General features: G+C 66.7%; 18 protein-coding genes. 3 read left to right on the forward strand and 15 right to left on the reverse strand.

The window, feature by feature from the left end; genetic code table 11:
• Positions 1–64: 64 nt before the first annotated feature.
• The 8 genes from EWE75_RS03160 to EWE75_RS03195 form a co-directional block, all read right to left on the reverse strand.
• Entirely contained in the window at positions 65–871 is an 807-nt protein-coding gene (locus EWE75_RS03160; protein ID WP_130155242.1) for an alpha/beta fold hydrolase, read from the reverse strand.
• A 1-nt stretch (position 872) separates the two neighbouring features.
• On the reverse strand, positions 873–1,988 hold the full coding sequence (locus tag EWE75_RS03165; RefSeq protein WP_130155243.1) for a zinc-binding dehydrogenase: 1,116 nt from the start codon (positions 1,986–1,988) through the stop codon (positions 873–875).
• Positions 1,988–2,848 carry an isocitrate lyase/PEP mutase family protein gene (locus EWE75_RS03170; protein ID WP_130155244.1) on the reverse strand — a complete coding sequence of 287 codons (861 nt, stop codon included), beginning with the start codon at positions 2,846–2,848 and terminating at the stop codon, positions 1,988–1,990. The genes EWE75_RS03165 and EWE75_RS03170 overlap by 1 nt, the downstream gene beginning before the upstream one ends.
• A complete protein-coding gene (gene leuD, locus EWE75_RS03175) occupies positions 2,841–3,446 on the reverse strand; it encodes a 3-isopropylmalate dehydratase small subunit (RefSeq protein ID WP_130155245.1) in 606 nt (201 codons plus the stop codon). Before leuD ends, EWE75_RS03170 begins: the two co-directional genes overlap by 8 nt.
• Positions 3,443–4,837, reverse strand: a complete 1,395-nt coding sequence (gene leuC, locus EWE75_RS03180) for a 3-isopropylmalate dehydratase large subunit (protein ID WP_130155246.1) — start codon at positions 4,835–4,837, stop codon at positions 3,443–3,445. Before leuC ends, leuD begins: the two co-directional genes overlap by 4 nt.
• An 81-nt stretch (positions 4,838–4,918) precedes the next feature.
• Positions 4,919–5,866: an alpha/beta fold hydrolase gene (locus tag EWE75_RS03185; RefSeq protein WP_165388253.1), complete on the reverse strand. Its 948-nt coding sequence runs from the start codon at positions 5,864–5,866 to the stop codon at positions 4,919–4,921.
• 13 nt (positions 5,867–5,879) lie between these two features.
• Positions 5,880–7,232 (reverse strand): MFS transporter, encoded by a 1,353-nt coding sequence (locus EWE75_RS03190; protein ID WP_130155248.1) that lies wholly within the window; start codon positions 7,230–7,232, stop codon positions 5,880–5,882.
• A 27-nt stretch (positions 7,233–7,259) separates the two neighbouring features.
• Entirely contained in the window at positions 7,260–8,135 is an 876-nt protein-coding gene (locus EWE75_RS03195) for an alpha/beta hydrolase family protein (RefSeq protein ID WP_231708186.1), read from the reverse strand.
• A gap of 212 nt (positions 8,136–8,347) precedes the next feature.
• On the opposite strand from EWE75_RS03195, the gene EWE75_RS03200 reads away from it, so the two are divergent.
• The 3 genes from EWE75_RS03200 to EWE75_RS03210 all read left to right on the forward strand — a co-directional run bounded on the left by EWE75_RS03200 (position 8,348) and on the right by EWE75_RS03210 (position 13,930).
• Positions 8,348–9,856, forward strand: a complete 1,509-nt coding sequence (locus EWE75_RS03200; protein WP_130155250.1) for an aldehyde dehydrogenase family protein — start codon at positions 8,348–8,350, stop codon at positions 9,854–9,856.
• Between the two features lie 127 nt (positions 9,857–9,983).
• Complete coding sequence (locus EWE75_RS03205) at positions 9,984–12,038, forward strand: hydantoinase/oxoprolinase family protein (RefSeq protein WP_130155251.1); 2,055 nt, start codon at positions 9,984–9,986, stop codon at positions 12,036–12,038.
• 14 nt (positions 12,039–12,052) lie between these two features.
• On the forward strand, positions 12,053–13,930 hold the full coding sequence (locus EWE75_RS03210; protein WP_130155252.1) for a hydantoinase B/oxoprolinase family protein: 1,878 nt from the start codon (positions 12,053–12,055) through the stop codon (positions 13,928–13,930).
• Positions 13,931–13,949: 19 nt separating this feature from the next.
• On the opposite strand, the gene EWE75_RS03215 is transcribed toward EWE75_RS03210, so the two are convergent.
• The 7 genes from EWE75_RS03215 to EWE75_RS03245 form a co-directional block, all read right to left on the reverse strand.
• Positions 13,950–15,458, reverse strand: a complete 1,509-nt coding sequence (locus EWE75_RS03215; protein WP_130155253.1) for an aldehyde dehydrogenase family protein — start codon at positions 15,456–15,458, stop codon at positions 13,950–13,952.
• The gene (locus EWE75_RS03220) at positions 15,455–16,606 is read right to left on the reverse strand and encodes an FAD-dependent monooxygenase (RefSeq protein ID WP_130155254.1); all 1,152 of its coding nucleotides are present in this window, start codon (positions 16,604–16,606) and stop codon (positions 15,455–15,457) included. Before EWE75_RS03220 ends, EWE75_RS03215 begins: the two co-directional genes overlap by 4 nt.
• A 92-nt stretch (positions 16,607–16,698) precedes the next feature.
• Positions 16,699–17,598 (reverse strand): VOC family protein, encoded by a 900-nt coding sequence (locus EWE75_RS03225; protein ID WP_130155255.1) that lies wholly within the window; start codon positions 17,596–17,598, stop codon positions 16,699–16,701.
• Entirely contained in the window at positions 17,595–18,359 is a 765-nt protein-coding gene (locus tag EWE75_RS03230) for an enoyl-CoA hydratase/isomerase family protein (RefSeq protein WP_130155256.1), read from the reverse strand. The genes EWE75_RS03225 and EWE75_RS03230 overlap by 4 nt, the downstream gene beginning before the upstream one ends.
• On the reverse strand, positions 18,356–19,177 hold the full coding sequence (locus EWE75_RS03235; protein ID WP_231708187.1) for a polysaccharide deacetylase family protein: 822 nt from the start codon (positions 19,175–19,177) through the stop codon (positions 18,356–18,358). Before EWE75_RS03235 ends, EWE75_RS03230 begins: the two co-directional genes overlap by 4 nt.
• A 44-nt stretch (positions 19,178–19,221) precedes the next feature.
• A complete protein-coding gene (locus tag EWE75_RS03240) occupies positions 19,222–20,019 on the reverse strand; it encodes an SDR family NAD(P)-dependent oxidoreductase (protein ID WP_130155258.1) in 798 nt (265 codons plus the stop codon).
• Entirely contained in the window at positions 20,019–20,324 is a 306-nt protein-coding gene (locus EWE75_RS03245; RefSeq protein ID WP_130155259.1) for an REDY-like protein HapK, read from the reverse strand. Before EWE75_RS03245 ends, EWE75_RS03240 begins: the two co-directional genes overlap by 1 nt.

Below are 20,324 nucleotides of genomic sequence, written 5' to 3' on the forward strand. Positions count from 1 at the left end.
ATCAGTTCGAACCGCTCGCGGCCCGTTTCCGCGCCATTCGCGCCGCGATAGGCGATGGTGCCGATCAGGGCAGCGTCGCGACGAAATCGGCGATCGCATCCGCCCAGGCCTGCGGTTCCTGATCGACAATGTCGATGCCGCCGCCGGGGATGACGACCAGCGGGAAATCGGGCCGCAGCGCGTGCGCCGCTACCGCCGCATCGTGGATCATGTCGCCGCTGTTGCTCAGGATCATCGCGGGGACGGCCACCGCCTTGATCGCGCTGATATGGTCATAGCTGAACGCGGCATGGTGACCGAACCAATAGGGCCCGCGCGAGACCAGCGCCTGGGTGACATAGTCGCTGATCCGCGCAAGGCTGATGGTGCCGGCGGCGAAATGTTCGCGCGTTGTGAACAGCTCGACCATGTGCTGCCCGCCCGGCAGCGGGCCGTATTTCTTCTCCCGCTCGGCAAAGGTTTCGCGCATCCCCAGCCGTTCTTCGTCCGGCATCACCATGGTCCCGCCCATTACCAGCCCGCGCACCCGATCCGGGTGCCGCAGCGCGGCTTCGGTCGCGACCAGCGAGCCGGTATGGTGCCCGCCGACCACGGCACGCGCGATCCCCAAGGCATCCAGCACGGGCAACACGACCTGAGCATAATCCGCGACCATCGGCACATGCTGGGTCGCGTCGGACATGCCGAAGCCCGGCATGTCGATTGCGATGGGGCGGATGCCGCGTGCCATCAGCGGCGCGAACACATTGGTGAACTGGTCCGAATGCATCACCGCCTGATGCAGCAGGACCAGCGGCACGCCTTCCGCTGCGGACTGGAAGTGAATCTGGCCGAAGGGGCCATCGGTATAAGCGCGGCGCAGATACGTCATGTCAGGGCACCATGATCTGGCGGATGGCATTGCCATCGGCGAGTTGGTCGAGAAGGTCGTTGATATCGGCCAGCGGCCGTACCGAGGTGAGCAGCACTTCGACCGGAAGCCGCCCCGCGCGCCATAGCGCGATGTAGCGCGGCAGATCGCGCGACGGCACCGACGATCCCATATAGCTGCCGATCAGCGTCTTGCCCTCCGCGACCAGCGCGACGGCGGGAATGGCGAAGGTCTCGACCGGATTGGGCAGGCCGACCGTGACGATGCGGCCACCCCGGCGCGCGGCGGCATAGGCCGCCTGCAGTACAGCCGCCTTGCCCACCGTTTCGATCACCACGTCCGGCGCGCCTTCGGCAAACAACGCGGCAAACGCCTCACCCGGCGCCAGCGCAGTCGCGCCCAGTTGCTCGGCAATGGCACGCTTCTCCGGCGAAGGATCGATCGCCACCACGGGCGCCGCACCCGACGCAAGCGCCGCCAGCAACGCCGACAGGCCGACGCCGCCCAACCCATAGATCAGCACCGATTCGCCGGGCCGGACGGCCGCAGAGTTCATCACCGCCCCCGCACCGGTCAGCACCGCACAGCCAAACAATGCGGCGATTTCGGCCGGCATGTCCGCATCCACCTTCACCGCCGATCGCCGATCGACGACGACGTGGCTGGCAAAGGCGGAGACGCCGAGGTGATGGTGCACTTCCCCGCAAGCATCGTGCAGCCGCCGCCCGCCGTTCAGCAACCTTCCCTCGCCATTGGCCGCAGCGCCCGCGCCGCACATGAACGGCTCGCCCGCACGGCAGCGCGGGCAATCGCCGCACGATGGCAGAAAGGCGAGGATCACCCGGTCGCCCACCGCAAAGCCGGGATCGTCCACCGTGCCGGTCTGTTCGACGATGCCGGTCGCTTCATGGCCCAGCGCCATTGGCATTGGGCGCGGCCGATCGCCATTCACCACCGACAGGTCCGAATGGCACAGGCCGGCGGCGTCGATGCGGATCAGCAACTCGCCCGACCGCGGCGGATCGAGCGTCAGCCGCTTGAGTTCAAGCGGCGCATGCTCCCGATAGGGCCGGGCATGGCCGCCCGACTGCGCCAGCACCGCCGCCACGATCTCCATTACCGGTCCTGCCCCCATTTGCGATCGAACGCCCAGACGTCTTCAAACCCGATCATGCTGCAAAACGTCTTGAAGTCGAACAGCGGAATGTCCGCCGGCTCGCCGTCCAGATCGTCGCGCAGCCGCACGAGCGCCTGTTCGATCGCGGCGGCGGAAACCAGGCTGGTCAGCGACGGATAGATGGCGAACGCAAAGCCGATATCGGCCAGCACATCACCCTTCATCGGCGGGGTCAGCCCGCCATTGGCCATGTTGCACAGGATCGGTTGTTCGAACGTCTCGCAGACCTTGCGCATCTCCTCTTCGCTGGTCAGCGCTTCGGGAAACAGGATGTCCGCCCCGGCCTTGGCATAGGCCTCCAGCCGGCGCAGCGTGCCGTCCAGCCCTTCGGACTGGCGGGCATCGGTGCGCGCGATGACCAGCATCTGGTCGCGCGCTTCCACGGCAACCTTCACCTTGTCGGCCATGTCCTCGACCGAGACGACGCGCTTGTACGGCGTGTGACCGCACTTTTTGGGGAATTCCTGATCCTCAAGCTGGATCGCGGAGATGCCCGCCGCTTCATAGCCGCGCACGGTGTGGTTGACGTTCAACAGGCCACCAAAGCCGGTATCGGCATCGGCGATCAGCGCCGCGCTGCACGATCGGCGCACGGTGCTCATCCGATCGAGCATCTGGTTATAGCTGACCAGCCCCGCATCGGGCAGGCCGTAAGCGGACGCGGTCAACCAATAGCCGCTGCCATAAACCACGTCGAAGCCGACGCGTTCGACCATGACGGCGGTGATCATATCCTGCACGCCCGGGACGACGAAGAACTCGCCGGTCGCCAACTTTTCGCGCAATCTTGTGTCAGCCATGTGCCGGTTCCTTTTGCCAGAGCCAGGGGAACGCGGTGCGCTGCCCGGCTTCATATCGTTCGATGTCGTGCGCGTGGATGGCGCGGATGCGGGCGATCTCGTTCCAGCCGTTGAGCAACGCCTCGCGCCGTTCGTCGGGGACGGTGAAGGCGATGGGCGCCTCGCCCTGCACGGCGAGGGTGCGGGTGCGCAGATCGACGTGGAAGCTGCACCCGGCTTGCGCGGCGGCGTGTAGCACTGCAACCCGCTCGGCGGGCAGCACGATCGGGAGCAGCCCGTTCTTGAAGCAGTTGGAATGGAAGATTTCGCCGAAGCTCTCCGCCACGATCACCCGGATGCCGAGGCCGGCCAGCGCCCAGGGGGCATGTTCGCGGCTGGACCCGCAGCCGAAATTGGGGCCGGCGATCAGGATCGGCGCCGCGCTGTCCTGCCCCGGTGCCAGCGCGAAGCCGTCGCAGCGGCGATCGTGGAATGCATAGCGGCCAAGGCCGAGCTTCTCGGTAATCAGCAGGAAGCGCGCCGGGTAGATGATGTCGGTATCTACATCGGCGTCCGGCAGCGACCAAGCAGCGCCCGTGACGGTGACGAGCGCCGTCATGCCAGCGTCCTCACATCGACGATCCGCCCGGCCAGTGCAGCGGCGGCGGCCATCGCCGGGCTCATCAAATGGGTGCGCGCGCCGGGTCCCTGCCGCCCTTCGAAATTGCGGTTCGACGTGGAGGCGCAGCGGGCACCGGCGGGCAGGCGATCGTCGTTCATCGCCACGCACAGCGAACAGCCGGGTTCGCGCCATTCGAAGCCGGCGGCGAAGAACACCGCATCCAGCCCCTCCGCCTCTGCCTGTCGCTTCACCGCCATCGATCCGGGGACGACCAACGCGCGGACGCCCGGCGCCACCTGTCCGCGGCGGGCGACGGCGGCGGCGGCGCGCAGATCCTCGATCCGGCCATTGGTGCAACTGCCGATAAAGACATGGTCGATCGCCAGCCCGGCAATCTGCGCGCCCGCCGCCAGCCCCATATACGCCAACGCCTTGGCCACGCCCGCGCCCGGCACGATACCGTCCACCCGCATCACCTGCCCCGGGCTGGTGCCATAGGTAATCTGCGGCGCGATCTCGCTCGCATCGATCGTCACCTCGGCATCGAACACGGCATCGGCATCGCTGGGCAAGGTCCGCCAATAGGTGACCGCAGCATCCCATGCGGGACCCTGCGGCGCGCGCGGGCGACCATGCAGATAGGCAAAGGTGGTTTCATCGGGCGCCACCAGCCCCGTACGCGATCCCGCCTCGATCACCATGTTGCACAGAGTCATCCGCCCCTCCATCGACAAGGCACGCACCGCCTCGCCCGCGAACTCAACAGCATAGCCGGCCGCCCCCGCCGCGCCGACGGTGCCGATAAAGGCCAGCGCCATGTCCTTGGCGCTGACACCGGGCGAGAGCGCACCAGTGAAGGTCACCCGCATCCGCCGCGCACGTTCCTGCCACAGCGCCTGCGTGGCCATGACAATGCCGCACTCGCTGGCCCCCACCCCGAACGCGAGCGCGCCGAACGCGCCATGAGTAGAGGTGTGGCTGTCGCCGCAGACCAAGGTGATGCCGGGCAGAGTAAAGCCCTGTTCGGGGCTGATGACGTGGACGATGCCCTGCCCCTCGCCGGCTAGCGCCAGATATTCGATGGCGAAGTCCGCGCAATTGCGTTCCAGCAACGCGATCTGTGCTGCGGCCATCGGATCGGCGACCGGCTGGTCGCGGTGCCGCGTCGGCACGCTGTGATCGGCCACCGCCAGTTGCGTGGCGGGGCGATGCACCGCCAGCCCGTCCTCGCGCAGCATCGCGAAGGACTGCGGCGTGCTGACTTCGTGCAGCAGATGCCGATCGATATAGAGCAAAGTCTGGCCGTCGCCGCCCTGGGCGATCGCGTGCGCGTCCCACAGCTTGTCATACAGAGTGCGCGGGCCGCCGGAGGGAGCAGATTGGGTCATGATGTTGCCCGTTCGGTGCGCCCGGAGCCCGCGCCCCGCAAGCACCAGCCGGCCGCTCTCCGCTCTACGATCAATCGCGGTTCAGCGGGCGTTCTTCAGCCAGGCGAGAACCAGTTCGGCATAGCGATCCGGCACTTCGACCGGGGGATAATGCCCGACATCGTGCAGCGCGATGAACGAGCGCGCCTTGGCATTGGCCAGATAGCCATACAGCTTGTCGCCCAGATAGGGCGGCAGCACCGGATCACGCATCCCCCACAGGATCAGCACCGGCGCCTTGACCCCGGCCAGCCGCGCCATCGTCACGTCCTTGTTCGACGTCAGCGCGGTCAGCCCGGTATAGTTCGGATCGATCCCGCGCAGGTTCATGCCGTAATAGCTGTCGACCTCGTGTTCGGTGATGCGCGCCTTGTCGCCCCACAGCCATTCGAAATAGGTGCGCCAATAGGGGCGATCCTCCAGCCCGTTTTCCTTGGCGCGCGCATTGGCCGCGATCATGTCGGGCGTCAGCACTGGCTTTAATTCGCTCACCGCATCCGACGGTGTGTTGGACAGGATCAGGGCGTCGACGCGGTCGGGGTAGGTTGCGGCGAAATAATACGCGAGCGTGCCACCGCTGGACGTGCCGAGCACGGTGGCCTTGTCGATCTTCAGCCCATCGAGAAACATCCGCACCATCGCCTCGGGCGAGCCGACGGCGGCCAGCGCTTCCTTCGATACCGGGCCTGAAAGTGCCTGAGGCGGCTGATCGAAACGGACGACGCGATAGTGCCGCACAAGCCGCGCGACCACCGGATCCCAACTGTTCAGCGAACTGCGGGATCCGTGGAGCAGCAGCAGCACCGGCCCCTTGCCTTCATCCCGGTAGCGGAATTCGACGCCGCCGGCGATCCGCAGATAGTGGTCACCCGGCTTGCCAAGCTTGGCGCGCAGTTCGGCCAGCGGCACCGGCTTGGGCTTTTCCGCCGGTTGCGCCCGGGCAGGCGCGATCAGCAGAAGCGCGATGAGGGCGGCGATCCAGCGGCGCATTGGCATATCCCCTTTAGCGCTTCGGCGCGAAGCACATCAGCAGCGCGCCGACGAAATTGAGCACCCCCGGCACGACGCCGAAAACAACCATCACGCCGATCAGCGCACTATCCGACTGCGGCAGGCCCGCGACCGCGCGGGCGCTGTCGAACCCGAAGGCGCTGAAAATCAACCCGGTGAGCAACGTGCCGCCCAGCGCAAAGGCGATCTTGTCGGTGGAGATCCAGGCAGCGGAATAGAGGCCGGCGCGGCGCTCATCTTCGGCCGCGACATCCGCGACCATCGAAAAGCCCAGCATCGCCCAACCAGAATTTCCGATGGCGGCCAGGAATGCCAGCGCGATCGCGGCACTGGCGCCCCAGGACGCGCCAAAGCCCCAAATGAAATAGAACAGCCCGTGGATGGTCGCACCAGCGATATAGCAGTTCCGCTTGCCGAACCGCGCCGCCAACCCGACCCAGAGCGGCTGCGCGACCAGAATGCCGGCACAGGCCGCGATCACCAGCCCGCCGATCAGCGTCAGCGCATCGGGGCGACCCATATTATAGCTGAGGAAGTAGAGCATCGCGGCATAGGACATGCCCTGCCCGACCAACTGGAGCAGGTTGGCGCACAGCATAATGAAGAATTTGGGGGCGAGCAGTGCGCGCGCGGCCTCCCCCGCCGTCATCCGCACGCGGGGGGCATGCGACGCAACCTCCGTGTCCCTGCGATTGGCGGCGCGGGTGCCGAACCAGGCGATGAGCAGCGCGATCGGGCAGATCACCGCCAGCGTGATCGCCATCGTCTGAAAACCATGTTCGCCGCCGCCGGCGCGCTGGACCAGCGCGGGGGCAATCCCGCCGGAAACCATCACGCCCACTGCGGTGAAGGCCAGCCGCCACGCCATCAGCACGTTGCGCTGGCGCGGGCTCGACGTCAGTTCGCCCGCCAGCGCCAGATAGGGCACCGAAAAGCTGGCGAACACCAGCATGTACAGGCTGAACACGATGGCGACATAGCCGATGCGCAGGCTGTCCGATCCGTGCGGCACATGGAACAGCAGCAGCATCGCCGCCGGAGCGCCCAAAGCGCCGATCAGCAGCCAATTACGGCGCGGAAAGCGGCGCTTCCAACGATCGGACAGGATGCCGACCAGCAGATCGCTGCCAACACCCCACACCAGCTTGGGCACGAAGATCGCCGCGCCCGCCACCGCCGGCGCGATGCCGAGCACCGACGTCATGTAGAACAGCAGCAACAGCGACGGCAGGTCACGAAACACCTGCCCCGCAATCTGGCCGAAGCTATAGCCGATCAACGGCACCAACCCGGTGCGCCGCGCCGGCTCTGCTTCGAAAGCGTCCTGGGCCGTCGCGGCAATCATACCATTACTCCTGAAACGCAGCTGGGATCATTTGCGGGCAAGCCGCACGGGGCCGGTATCGGCAAGGCGCAGGTCGAGCGCGCGGCGGGCGCGCGCATCCTTTGCGAAATAGGCCTGCAGGAACAGGTCGGCCAGCGCAGACGCCTGTTCCAGTTGCGCGCTCTGGGGCGGGCCGGGCAAGGCGCGGCAGATTTCCCCCCCGAAATAATGGTCGACCCCGGCGAGCACCAGCGCATAGCGGTCTCCCCCCGGCGCGGCCGCTTCATAGGCGGCAAGGTGCGCGCGCCAGCCGGCAGGATCGGTGCCGCCGATCGGCACGTCCTGATCGCCGGTCTGGATCAGCGCCGGCACCGCCAGCTTGGCATAGCCTTCCGCCGAGATCAGCCCAGGCATGATGCCCGGGGGTGAAAAGGCGACGACTGCGGTGACACGGGGATCGCGTTGCGCGCCCTTCAGCCCTTCGGGCATCATCGCCTGCGCCCCGCCCTGGGTAAGCGCCATCAGCCCGCCATAGCTGTGCCCGGCGGCGATGAAGCGCGGTGCGGAAATCGCGGCAGAGACCACGCGCATATCCTCGATCCGCGCTTTCCAACTGGCGAATCCGGGAAAATCCTTGGTTCGCGGGTGATCGGTTGAATCGACGTGCAGCGGCGCGAAAATCTCGTATCCCGCCGCAGCGAGCGGCCCCATCAGCTTGGCATATTTCCACGGCGCCGATGCCGCGCCGTGCGAAAAGGTCATGGTGCCACGGCGCTTGCCCGTCGGCAGCCAGTGCCAGACTTCCACCGTACGCCCGCCCGGCGCCTGCAGCACGATCTTGTTCGGCTCCGCGCCCACCGCAAAGCCACGCGCGGGGATCAGCGCTGCACCCAGCCCGGCCGCCAACAGGGTCCGGCGGGACACGATAGCTGCGTTCCTTGTCTCCATTTGCGGACTCCATGTTGCACCTGCACAACGATCCACGCTTGCGGTGCGGAGTATCCGCACGCAAGCCCGCACGCGGCGAGCGCATGCGGCACATCTATCCGCCTGCCGGAGAGCCGCATGCGCCTCGTCTTCTCGCGCGCGCGGTTTCATGGTGGCTTTCGCTGACAAGATTTGAGGATATTCCCGGCATGCTCGACCTTCTCCAGCCCGCGCTCCGTCCCGACGTTCGGGCCTTTCTCGATCGGCGCGGCGGCGGCGAAGGGCTGCTGATCGGCGGCGAATGGCGCACGGCGGCTGGCGGGGCGACCTTGCCCACCTTCGATCCCGCCACCGGCAAGGAAACCGCGCGAGTTGCCGCGGCGGACGCAGCGGATGTGGACGCCGCGGTACGGGCCGCCCAGGCCGCGTTCGATGGCTGGCGCACCACCACGCCGGTCAGTCGCGCCCGCATCCTGTGGGCGATCGCCGACCTGATCGAAGCGCATATCGACGCATTGGCCGAACTGGAGACGCTGGACCAGGGCAAGCCGCTGTTCGTCGGCCGCTGGGCGGAAATCCCCGGCGCGGTGAACCAGTTCCGCTTCTATGCCGGCCAGGCGATGGCGATCGAAGGCCAGACGCTCAACAGCTCGATCGACTATCAGCCGGCGGGCAAACAGATTTCCGCTTGGACGGTGCGCGAGCCGGTGGGCGTGGTCGCGGCGATCGTGCCGTGGAATTCGCCTTTGGTGCTCACCGCGATGAAGCTGGCCCCTGCGCTGGCAGCCGGCTGCACTTTGGTGCTGAAGCCCGCCGAAGATACCTCGCTCAGCGCATTGCGCCTGGCCGAGCTGATGGTCGAGGCCGGGTTGCCCGCCGGCGTGCTGAACGTCGTCACCGGGCTGGGGTCCGCCACCGGCGCGGCGCTGGCGCAGCATCCCGGCGTCGACAAGATCGCCTTCACCGGCTCCACCGCCACCGGCCGCGCGATCCTCGATGCGTCCAAGAGCAATTTCAAGCGCGTCACCCTGGAATTGGGCGGCAAATCGCCCGCGATCGTGATGCCCGATGCCGATCTGGATCTCGCCATCCCCGGCGTCGCCAACGCGATCTTCTTCAACGCAGGGCAGGTCTGCATCGCCGGATCGCGGCTCTATGTGCACCGTTCGATCTTCGACAAGGTGGTCGACGGCGTCGCCGCTTATGCCCAAAGCCTGTCGATGGGCCACGGCCTCGACCCCGCCACCCAGATGGGGCCGCTGGTATCGACCCGCCATGCCGAACGCGTTGCTGGCTTTGTCGACGGCGCGCGCAGCAGCGGCGCCACGATCCTGACCGGCGGCGACCGCAGCGGCGCGGCGGGCACGTTCGTTTCGCCCACCGTGGTCGTCGATGTGAAGCCGGACATGGCTATCGTCCGCGAGGAAGTGTTCGGCCCGGTGCTGGTCGCCCAGGCCTATGACGATGTCGCCGATGTCGTCGCCGCCGCGAACGATAGCGATTATGGCTTGGCCGCCAGCGTCTGGACCCAATCGCTGTCCGACGCGCACCGGATGAGCGGCGCGATCCGCGCCGGCACGGTGTGGATCAACTGCCACGCCATGTACGATGCCACCCTGCCGATCGGCGGCGTCAAGCAATCGGGCTGGGGCCGCGACAGCGGGCGCCAGGCGCTGGAAAGCTACCTCGAATGGAAGACCGTCTGCGCGGTGATCTGATCCGCCATGCTCGCATGGTGGAGACTCGGCGCAGAGTGCGCTGCCACCCTGCCCCCACTGCTGCACATTCCGCCAATCAACGGGCCGTCCCAGCGGCGGCCCGCCAGCGGTTGGGAAAGGGTTGCGCGTGGCATATCGCCTTGGGGTCGATGTCGGGGGGACGTTTACGGACCTGTTGCTGCTAGAGGAAGAAAGCGGTGCCTTCTGGCGGCATAAAACGCCGTCGACGCCCGCCGATAGCTCGATCGGCATTCTGAACGGGGTGGAGTCGATCTGCGCGCAGGCGGGGATCACCCCGTCCGCGATCGAAGTGTTCCTGCACGGCACCACCGTCGCTACCAACGCAATCCTGGAAGGCAAGGGATCGCGCGTCGGCCTGATCGTGACCGAAGGGCACCGCCAGATCATGCAGATCGCGCGCAGCTTCGTCCCCGGCGGTCTGGCCGGCTGGATCGTCTGGCCCAAGCCCGAACCGCTCGCCGCGCTGGAGGATACGTTCGAGATCAAGGGGCGGATGGATGCGTTCGGTAACGAACTCCGCCCGATCGACGATGCCGACATCCGCGCCGCGCTGGAAAAGGTGAAGGCGCGCGGCGTCGAGGCTCTCACCGTCAGCCTGATGAACAGCTATATCAACGGCGCGCACGAACAGCGCGTCGCCGAACTGGCGGCAGAGATCCTGCCCGAGGTGCCGCTGTCGCTCAGCCATATCGTGCTGCCCGAAATGCAGGAATATGAGCGGACGCTGACCACCGTCGCCAACGCCGCGGTGCGCCCGGTCGTCGGCCGCTATGTCCGCAACCTGCGCGCCAAGCTGCGCGATGCGGGCATGGCCGGGCGCATCTCGCTGCTGCGATCGGACGGCGGGTTGATGTCGTCCGAGGCATCGGAAGAACATCCGGTCGCACTGCTGATGTCGGGTCCGGCGGGCGGCGTCACCGGGGCTTTGTGGGTGGGCAAGAATGCCGGCATCCGCAACATCCTGACGCTCGACGTTGGCGGCACCTCCACCGACGTGGCGCTGATCGAAAATCTGGAAGCGCGCCGCGTGCGCACCACCGAAGTCGGCAGCCTGTCGGTCCGCGCCTCGGCGCTGGACGTGAAGACCGTCGGCGCGGGCGGCGGATCGATCGCCTATGTCCCCGAACTCACCCGTGCATTGCGCGTCGGCCCGCAATCGGCGGGCGCGGTGCCGGGGCCGGTCGCCTATGGCAAGGGCGGCAAGCTGCCGACCGTGACCGACGCCAATGTGGTGCTCGGCTATCTGCCCGAAGCGCTGCTGGGCGGCACGTTCAAACTGGACAAGCCGGCCGCGGAGAAGGCGGTGCAGACCATCGCCGACGCGCTCGGCATCGGGCTGTACGAAGCGGCGCGCGGCATCATCGATATCGTCAACGAGAATATGTTCGGCGCGCTGCGCATGATCTCGGTCCAGCAGGGCTATGATCCGCGCGACTTTGCGCTGATGGGCTTTGGCGGCGCCGGCCCGCTGCACGTCAACGCCGTCGCGCGGCTGATGGGTAGCTGGCCCGCCGTGTCGCCGGTATCGCCGGGCGTGCTGTGCGCGCTGGGCGATGCGACCACCCAGATGCGGTCCGAAACCGCGCGCTCCTTCTCCCGCCGGTTCAGCGAGACCGACGAGGCGGAAGTCCGCGCGATCCTCGACGAAATGGCGGCGCAGACCCGCGACGCGCTGATCGCCGACGGCGTCCCCGAAGCCGAACTGACCAGCCTGTTCGAAATCGACGTCCGCTATGAAGGCCAGGCGTTCGAAGTGCCGCTGGCGATCGATGCCGAAACGCTGGCCCGCGACGGGTTGGCCGGGATCACCGCGCGCTTCGATGCGGAGCACAAAAGGCTATTCACCTTCAACATGGAATCGGCGCACGAACTGGTGAACCTGCGCGCCGTGGCGCTGGGCAAGCCGCTGGAGCTGGAGGCGGCCGAACTGGCGGTAGGCAATGGCGATCCGATCGCCGCGAAGCTGCGCGATCACCAATTGTGGATCGACGGCGCCCTGCGCCCGGCGGTGATCTATGATCGTGCCAAGCTGCGCCAGGGCGACCGCATCCCCGGCCCCGCGATCGTGACGGAAATGGATTCGACCACGCTGATCGAAGCCGATTGCAGCGGGATTGTCGACCGCGTCGGCAACATCCTGATCACCCCCACCAACGCTTGAAGGAGCAGCCCGCGATGCGCGCCCAGATCATCCAGAGCAACCCCGCTCCCTTCAACCCCAAGCCGATCGACCCCGTCACGCTGGAGGTGATCGAAAACGCCTTGCGTAACGCCCGCGTCGAAATGGACGCCACGCTGGTGCGGACCGCCATGTCGCCGGGCATCCGCGAACAGGGTGACGCCTTTCCGCTAATCGCCGACCATCAGGGCCGGATGATCGTCGGCCAGTTCGGGTCGTATATCGGGCCGTTCCTCGACGGCTATGACGGCACGATCGAGGATGGCGACATGATCATGCTGTCCGATCCCTATTCGGTCGGCGGCGCGATCAGCCATTCCAACGATTGGCTGGTGCTGTTGCCGGTGTTCAAGGACGGGCGGCTGATCGCCTATACCTCGATGTTCGGGCACCAGAGCGACATTGGCGGCATGGTCGCCGGATCGATGCCGATCCACGCCACCTCGATCTTCCAGGAAGGGGTGCGCATCCCGCCGGTGAAGATCTACAAGCGCGGCGAGTATAATAGCGACCTGATCAACCTGATCATGACACAGGTGCGCACCCCCGATTGGTGCAAGGCCGATCTGAACGCGCTGATCGCGTCCTGCCGGGTCGCCGCGCGCCGCGTGGTCGAAATGGCGGAGCGGTTCGGCGACGACGTCTTCGTCGCGGCCACCGACGAGCTGCTCCAGCGCAACTACCGCGCGATGAAGCAACTGATCGAAACCTCGGTCGGCGCGGAGCCGGTGAGCTTCGAGGATTATATCTGCGACGACGGCATGGGCTTCGGCCCGTACAAGATCAAATGCACCATGTGGCGCGACGGCGAGAAGGTCGTGCTGGATTTCGCCGGCACCGATCCGCAGAGCCCGGCATCGGTCAACTTCTTCCTCAACGAGAATATGCTGAAGATGTTCTTCGGCATCTATATGATCATGGTGTTCGATCCCCGGATCCTGTTCAACGATGGCTTTTACGATCTGATCGACGTGCGCATCCCCAAGGGATCGCTGCTCAAGCCCGAATTTCCCGCCGCGCTATCGGGGCGCACCCATGCGCTGGGCCGCATCTTCGACGTGCTCGGTGCGCTGCTAGGGCAGAAGACGCCGGAATTCCTCAACGCCGCCGGCTTCTCCTCCTCGCCGCATCTTTTCTATTCGGGCACCGACAAGCGGGGCAAGTATTTCCAGCTGTTCCAGATCGGTTTCGGCGGCATTCCGGGCCGGCCGCTGGGCGATGGGCCGGACGGGCATTCGCTGTGGCCGGGCTTCACCAACGTGCCCAACGAGTTCCTCGAACGCTATTTCCCGATGGTAATCGAACGCTATGAAACCGCGGCGGATTCGGGCGGCCCCGGGCTGCACCGCGGCGGCAACGGCATCCACATGACCTATCGCTTCCTCGAAGCAGGCCAGATCGCCATCCATGACGATCGCTGGTTCGTGCCGCCCTGGGGCGTCAATGGCGGCCAGCCCGGCGCCCGCGCGCGCAAGATCCTGGAAAAGGCCGATGGCAGCCAGACGATCGTCGGCAACAAGCAGGAAGACATTGCGGTCGATGCCGGCGACCAGCTGCACTTCATCACCTGGGGCGGCGGCGGCTGGGGCGATCCGCTGGAACGCGATCCCGCGCTGGTCGAAAAGGAAGTGCGCCAGGGCCTCGTAACCGTCGAAGGCGCCCGCGCCTACGGTGTGGTGATCGCTGGCGGCATTGTCGATGCAGAGGCAACACAGGCCCTGCGCGATGCGCTCCGCCGCGAGCGTCCCGATACGCTGCCGACCTTCGACTATGGGCCGGATATCGAAACACTGCGGGCGAACTGCCTGGCGGAAACCGGCCTACCGGCACCCCGCCAGCGGCTGTGGACCGCGACGGCGCTGGCGGCGGAGTAACCGGAAAAGCGGCGCGGCGTCACAGTCGCGCCGTCACCGCCTTCGTTTCCAGATAGGCGTCGAGCCCTTCCTGGCCGAATTCGCGGCCCCAGCCCGATTGGCCAAAGCCGCCGAACGGCACATTGGTGCCCACCGCGCCGTGGCAGTTGATTGAGACCTGCCCGGCACGAATGCGCGACACCAGCCGATGCGCGGTGGACAGGTCGCGCGTCCAGACGCTGCCCGACAGGCCATAGGGCGTGTCGTTCGCCAGCGCCGCAATCGCGTCCAGATCGGTCCCGACAAAGCTGCGCACCGCCATCACCGGCCCGAAAATCTCCTCGCGCACCACCGCCATGTCCGGCGTCGTCGCGGTAAAGATCGTCGGTTCGATGAAATTGCCCGGCCGGTCCAGCTTCCTGCCGCCCGCGACCAGCACCGCCCCGGCGGCCGTGGCGCCTTCGATATGCCCCATCACCTTGGCGGTGTGCGCGTCCGAAATCATCGGCCCCAGCATCGTGCCCGGCGCCAACCCATGGCCCAGCGTCATGCCCGCGGCGAACGCCACCAGCCCCTCGACAAAGGCGTCGTGAATGTCCTGGTGCACGAAGATGCGCGTACCGGCCATGCAGTTCTGGCCCTGCAGGAAGAAGGTCGCCATCGCCACGCCGGAGATCGCGATCTCCAGATCGGCGTCGGGCATCACCACCACCGGCGATTTGCCGCCCAGCTCCAGCGACACCTTCTTCAAATTGCCCAACGCCGCCTGCACGATGCGGCGGCCGGTGGCGGTCGATCCGGTGAAGCTGATCTTGTCGACGCCGGGATGCTCGGCCAGCGCCGCGCCGGCATCGGCGCCCAGCCCGTTGACGATGTTGACCACGCCGTCCGGGAACCCCGCATCGAGGATCATCTGCCCCAAGGCGAGCGCGGAGAGCGGCGTTTCCTCCGAAGGCTTCATCACCACCGTGCAACCGGCGGCAAGTGCCGGCGCCAGCTTCAGAATCGCCGTCGACAGCGGCACGTTCCACGGCACGATCTGGCCCGCCACGCCCACCGGTTCGCGCAGCGTATAGGTCAGCGCCTCGCCCGCAGCGGCGATGTGGCGCGGCGGCGCCATCGTCGTGCCTTCGATGCGCAGGATCGCGCCGGCATAATAATCGATCATCTCGACATTATTGGCCACCGTCAGCTCGGCGATGAACAGCGGCATGCCGTTGTCGATCACGTCCAGTTCGGCCAGCAGCCGCGCATTGTCGTGCAGGATGCGGGCGAGCCGCTGCATCAGCGCGATCCGCTCCGCCGCCGCCATCCGCCGCCACGGCCCTTCAAACGCCCGCCGCGCCGCCGCCACCGCCCGGTCGATCTCCGCCGCGCCGCCCATCTGCACCTCGGCCAGGACCAGCCCCGTCGCAGGATCGCGCGTAACCAGCGTGCCGGCGCCACCCTCCACCCATTGCCCACCGATCAGCAGCCGGTGCGGCTGAGCCAGGAAGGCGCGGGTAACGTCCGAAATGGCGTGCCCGTCAAAGGGGGTGGCGTCGGTCATACCGGCACGGTCCTGCAATCATAGGTGAACAGCCCCAGCGATTCCTCATCGCGCATCTGGCCCAGGCCGAACATCTCGCTGTCCTGCCCCTGCATGCGATCGGCATTGGCGTTGCTTTCGGCCTGGATGAAGGTCGCGCGGTCATGGCGCGCATCGACATAGCGGCGCAACCCTTCCGGCACGTCCGCCGCCGCGGCCAGCGCGCGGGCGAGCACCACTGCATCCTCGATCGCGGACGCCGCGCCGTGCCCCAGAAACGGCGTCATCGCGTGCGCCGCATCGCCGAGCAGCGCGACCCGCGCGTCCACCACCCAATCGGGCAGCGGGCTGCGCGCGTTGATCGCCCATTTGAACAAGGGCTGGCGCGAGGCGGCGGCGATCAGCGCCTGCACATCGTCGCCCCAGCCGGCATAGGTAGCGGCCAGTTCAGCCGGTTCGGCGGGGATCGTCCAGCCCTCGTCGGTCCAGCCCTCCTGCCGGGCAAAGAACACCATGTTCAGCCACGCATTGCCGCGCACGCCATAGCGGGTGATCATCCGCCCCGGGCCGATATGGATGCCGGGATATTCGGTCAGCGCGCGGATGCTGTCGTCCACCGGCGCCATCGCCCGCCACGCGACATGGCCGGTGAAGATCGCCGGCCCGCTTTCGAACCGGCGACGCACAACCGACTTCACCCCATCCGCACCGATCAGCGCCTCACCTTCGACCCGCTCGCCGCTCGCCAGGATCGCCGACGTCCCTGCGGTGTCGACCACCCCCGCATCGGTGCGCAATTCCACGCCCGAACGGACCGCCGCGTCGACCAGCAGCTTGTGCAGATCGGCGCGGTGCACGGTCACATAAGGGGCGCCATATTTGGCACGCTGGCTGGCGCGTTCCATCGGCACCAGAATGCGATCGTCCTGCCAATGCTGGATGCGCTGGCGGCTCGGCTCGATGCCGGCGGCGGCCACCTCCTCGCAGATGCCAATATGGTCGAGGCCTTTCATCGCGTTCGGCGACAGCGTCACCCCTGCCCCGATCTCCCCGAACACCGGCGCGGATTCGAGCAGCACCGCGTGCATCCCCGCCTGTGCGATGGCGGTCGCAGCGGTCAGCCCGCCGATACCCCCGCCAACGATCACGATCCTTTTGCCCTGCTTCACCGTTCCACTCCCCCGCATTTGCCTGCGTTGATAGGGTGTTCCGGGAGCAAGCGCCAAAACCCGCCCGGCAAATGCTCGCCTTGCGGAGAGCGTCAGCCGACCTCGACCAGTTCGACCAGTTCGCCAGCCGGCCCCAGTAGGGTAACGGCACGCCGCCCGGCATAGAGCGGCCCATCGCGCACGACCGGTGCCGCGATGCCGGTAAGGTTCAACGCGTCCAGATCGCGCACCGCCAGCGTCACCAGCGCATTGCCCGGCGGTAGCGCCCCCGGCCGGCAAGATCGCACCACGGATTCGGGTGGAAATGCATCGATCTCGACCACCGGCAACCGCCCCTTCTGCACCACGGTGATCGTGGTCAGGTGATCGGCGGGCAGCCCGAACGCCTTGTTGATCATCGTGTACGGAATCACATGCGTATCGACGATGTCGAGGTCCAGGGTCTCGGCATACCAGTGCACGCTCGCCAGCCGATCGGGCGCGGCCAGCACCGCAACGAAGATGTGGTCGGTCGGCGACTGGGCCTTGGGCAAGTCACAATTCGGCATGTCGGCCGCGACCTCGTTCAAATAGAGCATCTCGCCGCCGGTGCCGAACACCTGCATCGGCACAAAGAACGGCATGCTCGCGATCAGCTTGGGCGGTCCGACGACGTCGAATCCGCTGTCCGCGAGACGATCCGGCAACGAAAACACGCTCTGTACCGTCAACTCATAGGCCGCCCAGCCATAGCTGCGCATCGGCAGATAGCCCGCCGGCACTTCCGCTTCGATCAGGCGGAGAAAGCAGGGTGCACCGCTCGCCGGCTGCAGCGTCGCGATGCGGGCACCGGCACTGGCGGGACAGCCCCAGCTCTCGGCAAGGTCGCCGGCCAACATGCCCCGTTCGAGCAAGACCAACCCCAGCCGCCCCTGATAGTCAGCCAGCGCCGCATCCAGATCGGGCACCGTGACGACCCCGCCCAGGATGGTGCCATGGGTGGCTGCGTTCATGCGAAATCGGGCTTTCGGCGGGCGAGAAACGCGGCAACGCCCTCCGCAAAATCGGGCGCCGTGAACGCCGCGGCGAACAAGCCGCTGGTTACCGCATCGTCTTCCGCCTGACCGTCCAGGATACGGCGGATCACCTGCTTGCCGTGGCGGACGCTGAACTGCGAATTGGCCGCGATCGTCTCCGCCCATTCCAGCGCCGCATCGGTGGCATCCTCGGCGATCGTCTCGACCAGCCCGATGCGCAGCGCCTCGCCTGCATCCAGCAGCGCCCCGGTGAACAGGATGCGCTTGGCCTGCCCCGGCCCGACGAGATCGACCAGCAGCTTGGTATCGTGCAGCGAATAGACCAGCCCCAGCTTGGCCGGGGTAATGCCGAACCGCGCGGCCGGCCCGGCCACGCGCAGATCGCAGGCAATCGCCAGGCCGCAACCGCCGCCGACACAGTCGCCCTCGATCGCCGCCACCACCGGCTTTGCCGCCCGCGCCAGCCGCAGTTGCGCCGTCGCAATCGCCGACTGGTTGCGCGCGCGCCATTCCGGGTCGGTCGCGCCTTCGCCGAACTCGGCGATGTCCGCGCCCGCACTGAACGCACCGGGTTCGGCCGCACGCAGCAACAGCACGCGGATCGCCGGATCGGCTTCGGCCTCGGCGATGCGTTCGGGCAGGGCCGTCCACATCGCCTGGGTGAACGCATTGCGCTTCGCCTGACGATCGATCAGCAGATGCCCCACCGCGCCCGCGCGCTCCAGCCGGATGGTCATGCCGGCTCGACCCGCGCAAGATGCTCGGCAATTTCGCGCCGGGTTGCGATCCACACGCCTTTGCAGGCGGTGACGTGGCGCAGGAATTCCTCCAGCGCCCAGATTCGGCCGGGGCGCCCGATGATGCGCAAATGCAGGCCCAGCGACATCATCTTCGGCTTGCCGGCATCCCCTTCGCGGACCAACTGGTCAAAGCTGTTGCGGGCGTATTCCAGCCACTGCGTCGGCGTCATCGCCGGATCGGTCCACATCTTCATATCGTTGGTATCGATCTGGTAGGGCACGATGGCAATGGGCCGGCCGGGCACGGTGTCGCGATCCCAGAAGGGCACGTCACCCGAATAATCGTCCATATGGTAGGTAAAACCCTCCTCGATCAGGAGGCGGCGGGTATTGTCGGTGTGCAGATACCGGCTCAGCCAGCCATAGGGCCGCACGCCGACGGTGCTTTCGATCGAGGCCACCGCCTTGCGGATGAAGGCGCGCTCCTGCGCCTCGTCCATCTTGAACTGGTGCACCCAACGCCAGCCATGGCTGACGGGCTCATGGCCGAGTTCGGCGATGGTACGGGCGATTTCGGGATGGTTTTCCAGGCTCATCGCCGCCACCGTCCAGCTCGCCTTCACGCCATAGCGTTGGAGCAGGGCTGCGACCCGGGGCGCACCGGCCTTAATGCCGTACAGGTAATTGGATTCATTACCATAGTTGCGGATCGGCGCCTTCAGGTGGATGCCCAGTTCGTCCACCGCCTCCGGCCCGCGATCGCCGCGCAGGATCGATGCTTCCGACCCTTCCTCGACATTGACGACGATCGACAATGCGATCCGGGCGCCGTTCGGCCAGTCGATCCGTTCTTCGCGCATCAATGCATTTCCTCCCCGCCGGAGACATTGATCGCTTCCCCAGTGATATAGACGGCATCGTCCGACGCCAGCCAGGCACAGGCCCCGGCGGTATCGCCCGGCAGGCCGGGCCGTCCGAGCGGGTTCTTCCGCTTCATATTCTCGACATAGGCGTCGACGCTGTCGAACCCGAGCAGGCGCGAGAAATAGGCGTTCTGTTCGGCGCCCAACGCAGTGGTCACATGGTTGGGGCATACCGCGTTGACGGTGATGCCGTGCGCGCCGAGTTCAATCGCACTGGCGCGGGTCAGGCCGATCATGCCGTGTTTCGAACTCACATAGGCGGGCAGATGCGGAAAGCCCGATTTCGCCGCCTGGCTGGCGATGTTGAGGATCCGCCCGCCCCGGCCACCGGCGATCATCGCCCGCGCCGCCGCCTGGGTGCAGTAAAAGGCGCCCGACAGATTGACGCCGATCACCTTGTCCCAATCGGCCGGATCGACGTCGAGCAGCGGCTTCATCATGAAGCCGATGCCGGCATTGTTGACGAAGATGTCCACCCCGCCGAACGCCGCGACCGTGCCCTCGACCAGCGCAGAGCAGGCGGCGGCATCGCTGACGTCGCAGGCGATCGTCGCCACCTTGGCGCCGCGTGCGCGCAATTCCTCGGCAACGCCCTCCACCTCGGCGGTGATGGCAATATCGGAAACGACGCAGTTCGCGCCCTCATCGGCAAAGCGCTGGAGGATTGCCTGACCCAGCCCCTTTTCGCGCCCCGATCCGGTGACGACGATCGTCTTACCCGCAAAGCGCGCCATTACAGATCCTCGGTCAGCAGGAACTGCGGATTATCGGCGAAGTCGCCGAACGCCGCCGCGACCTTTTGAAAGGCTTCGGTGGAAACCTGGGCGACGAACGGATCGATCCCGATAATGTCGATGATCTCGACATAGGCGTAGGGTGCCGGCACGCCCGAACCGAACAGCCCGGTTACCCGGTGCACGGTGAAGTCGGTGACCGACGACAGCGCGTTGACGCCGGGAATATCGGTGCCCTTGGCCCAGGCTTCATAGGCAGCAGGATCGACACCGGGCTTCAGGTTGAACAATACGACGATACGCAT

Origin of the sequence: Sphingomonas populi (assembly GCF_004208535.1) — a bacterium.
In the GTDB taxonomy this organism is placed as follows: Bacteria; Pseudomonadota; Alphaproteobacteria; order Sphingomonadales; family Sphingomonadaceae; genus Sphingomonas; species Sphingomonas populi.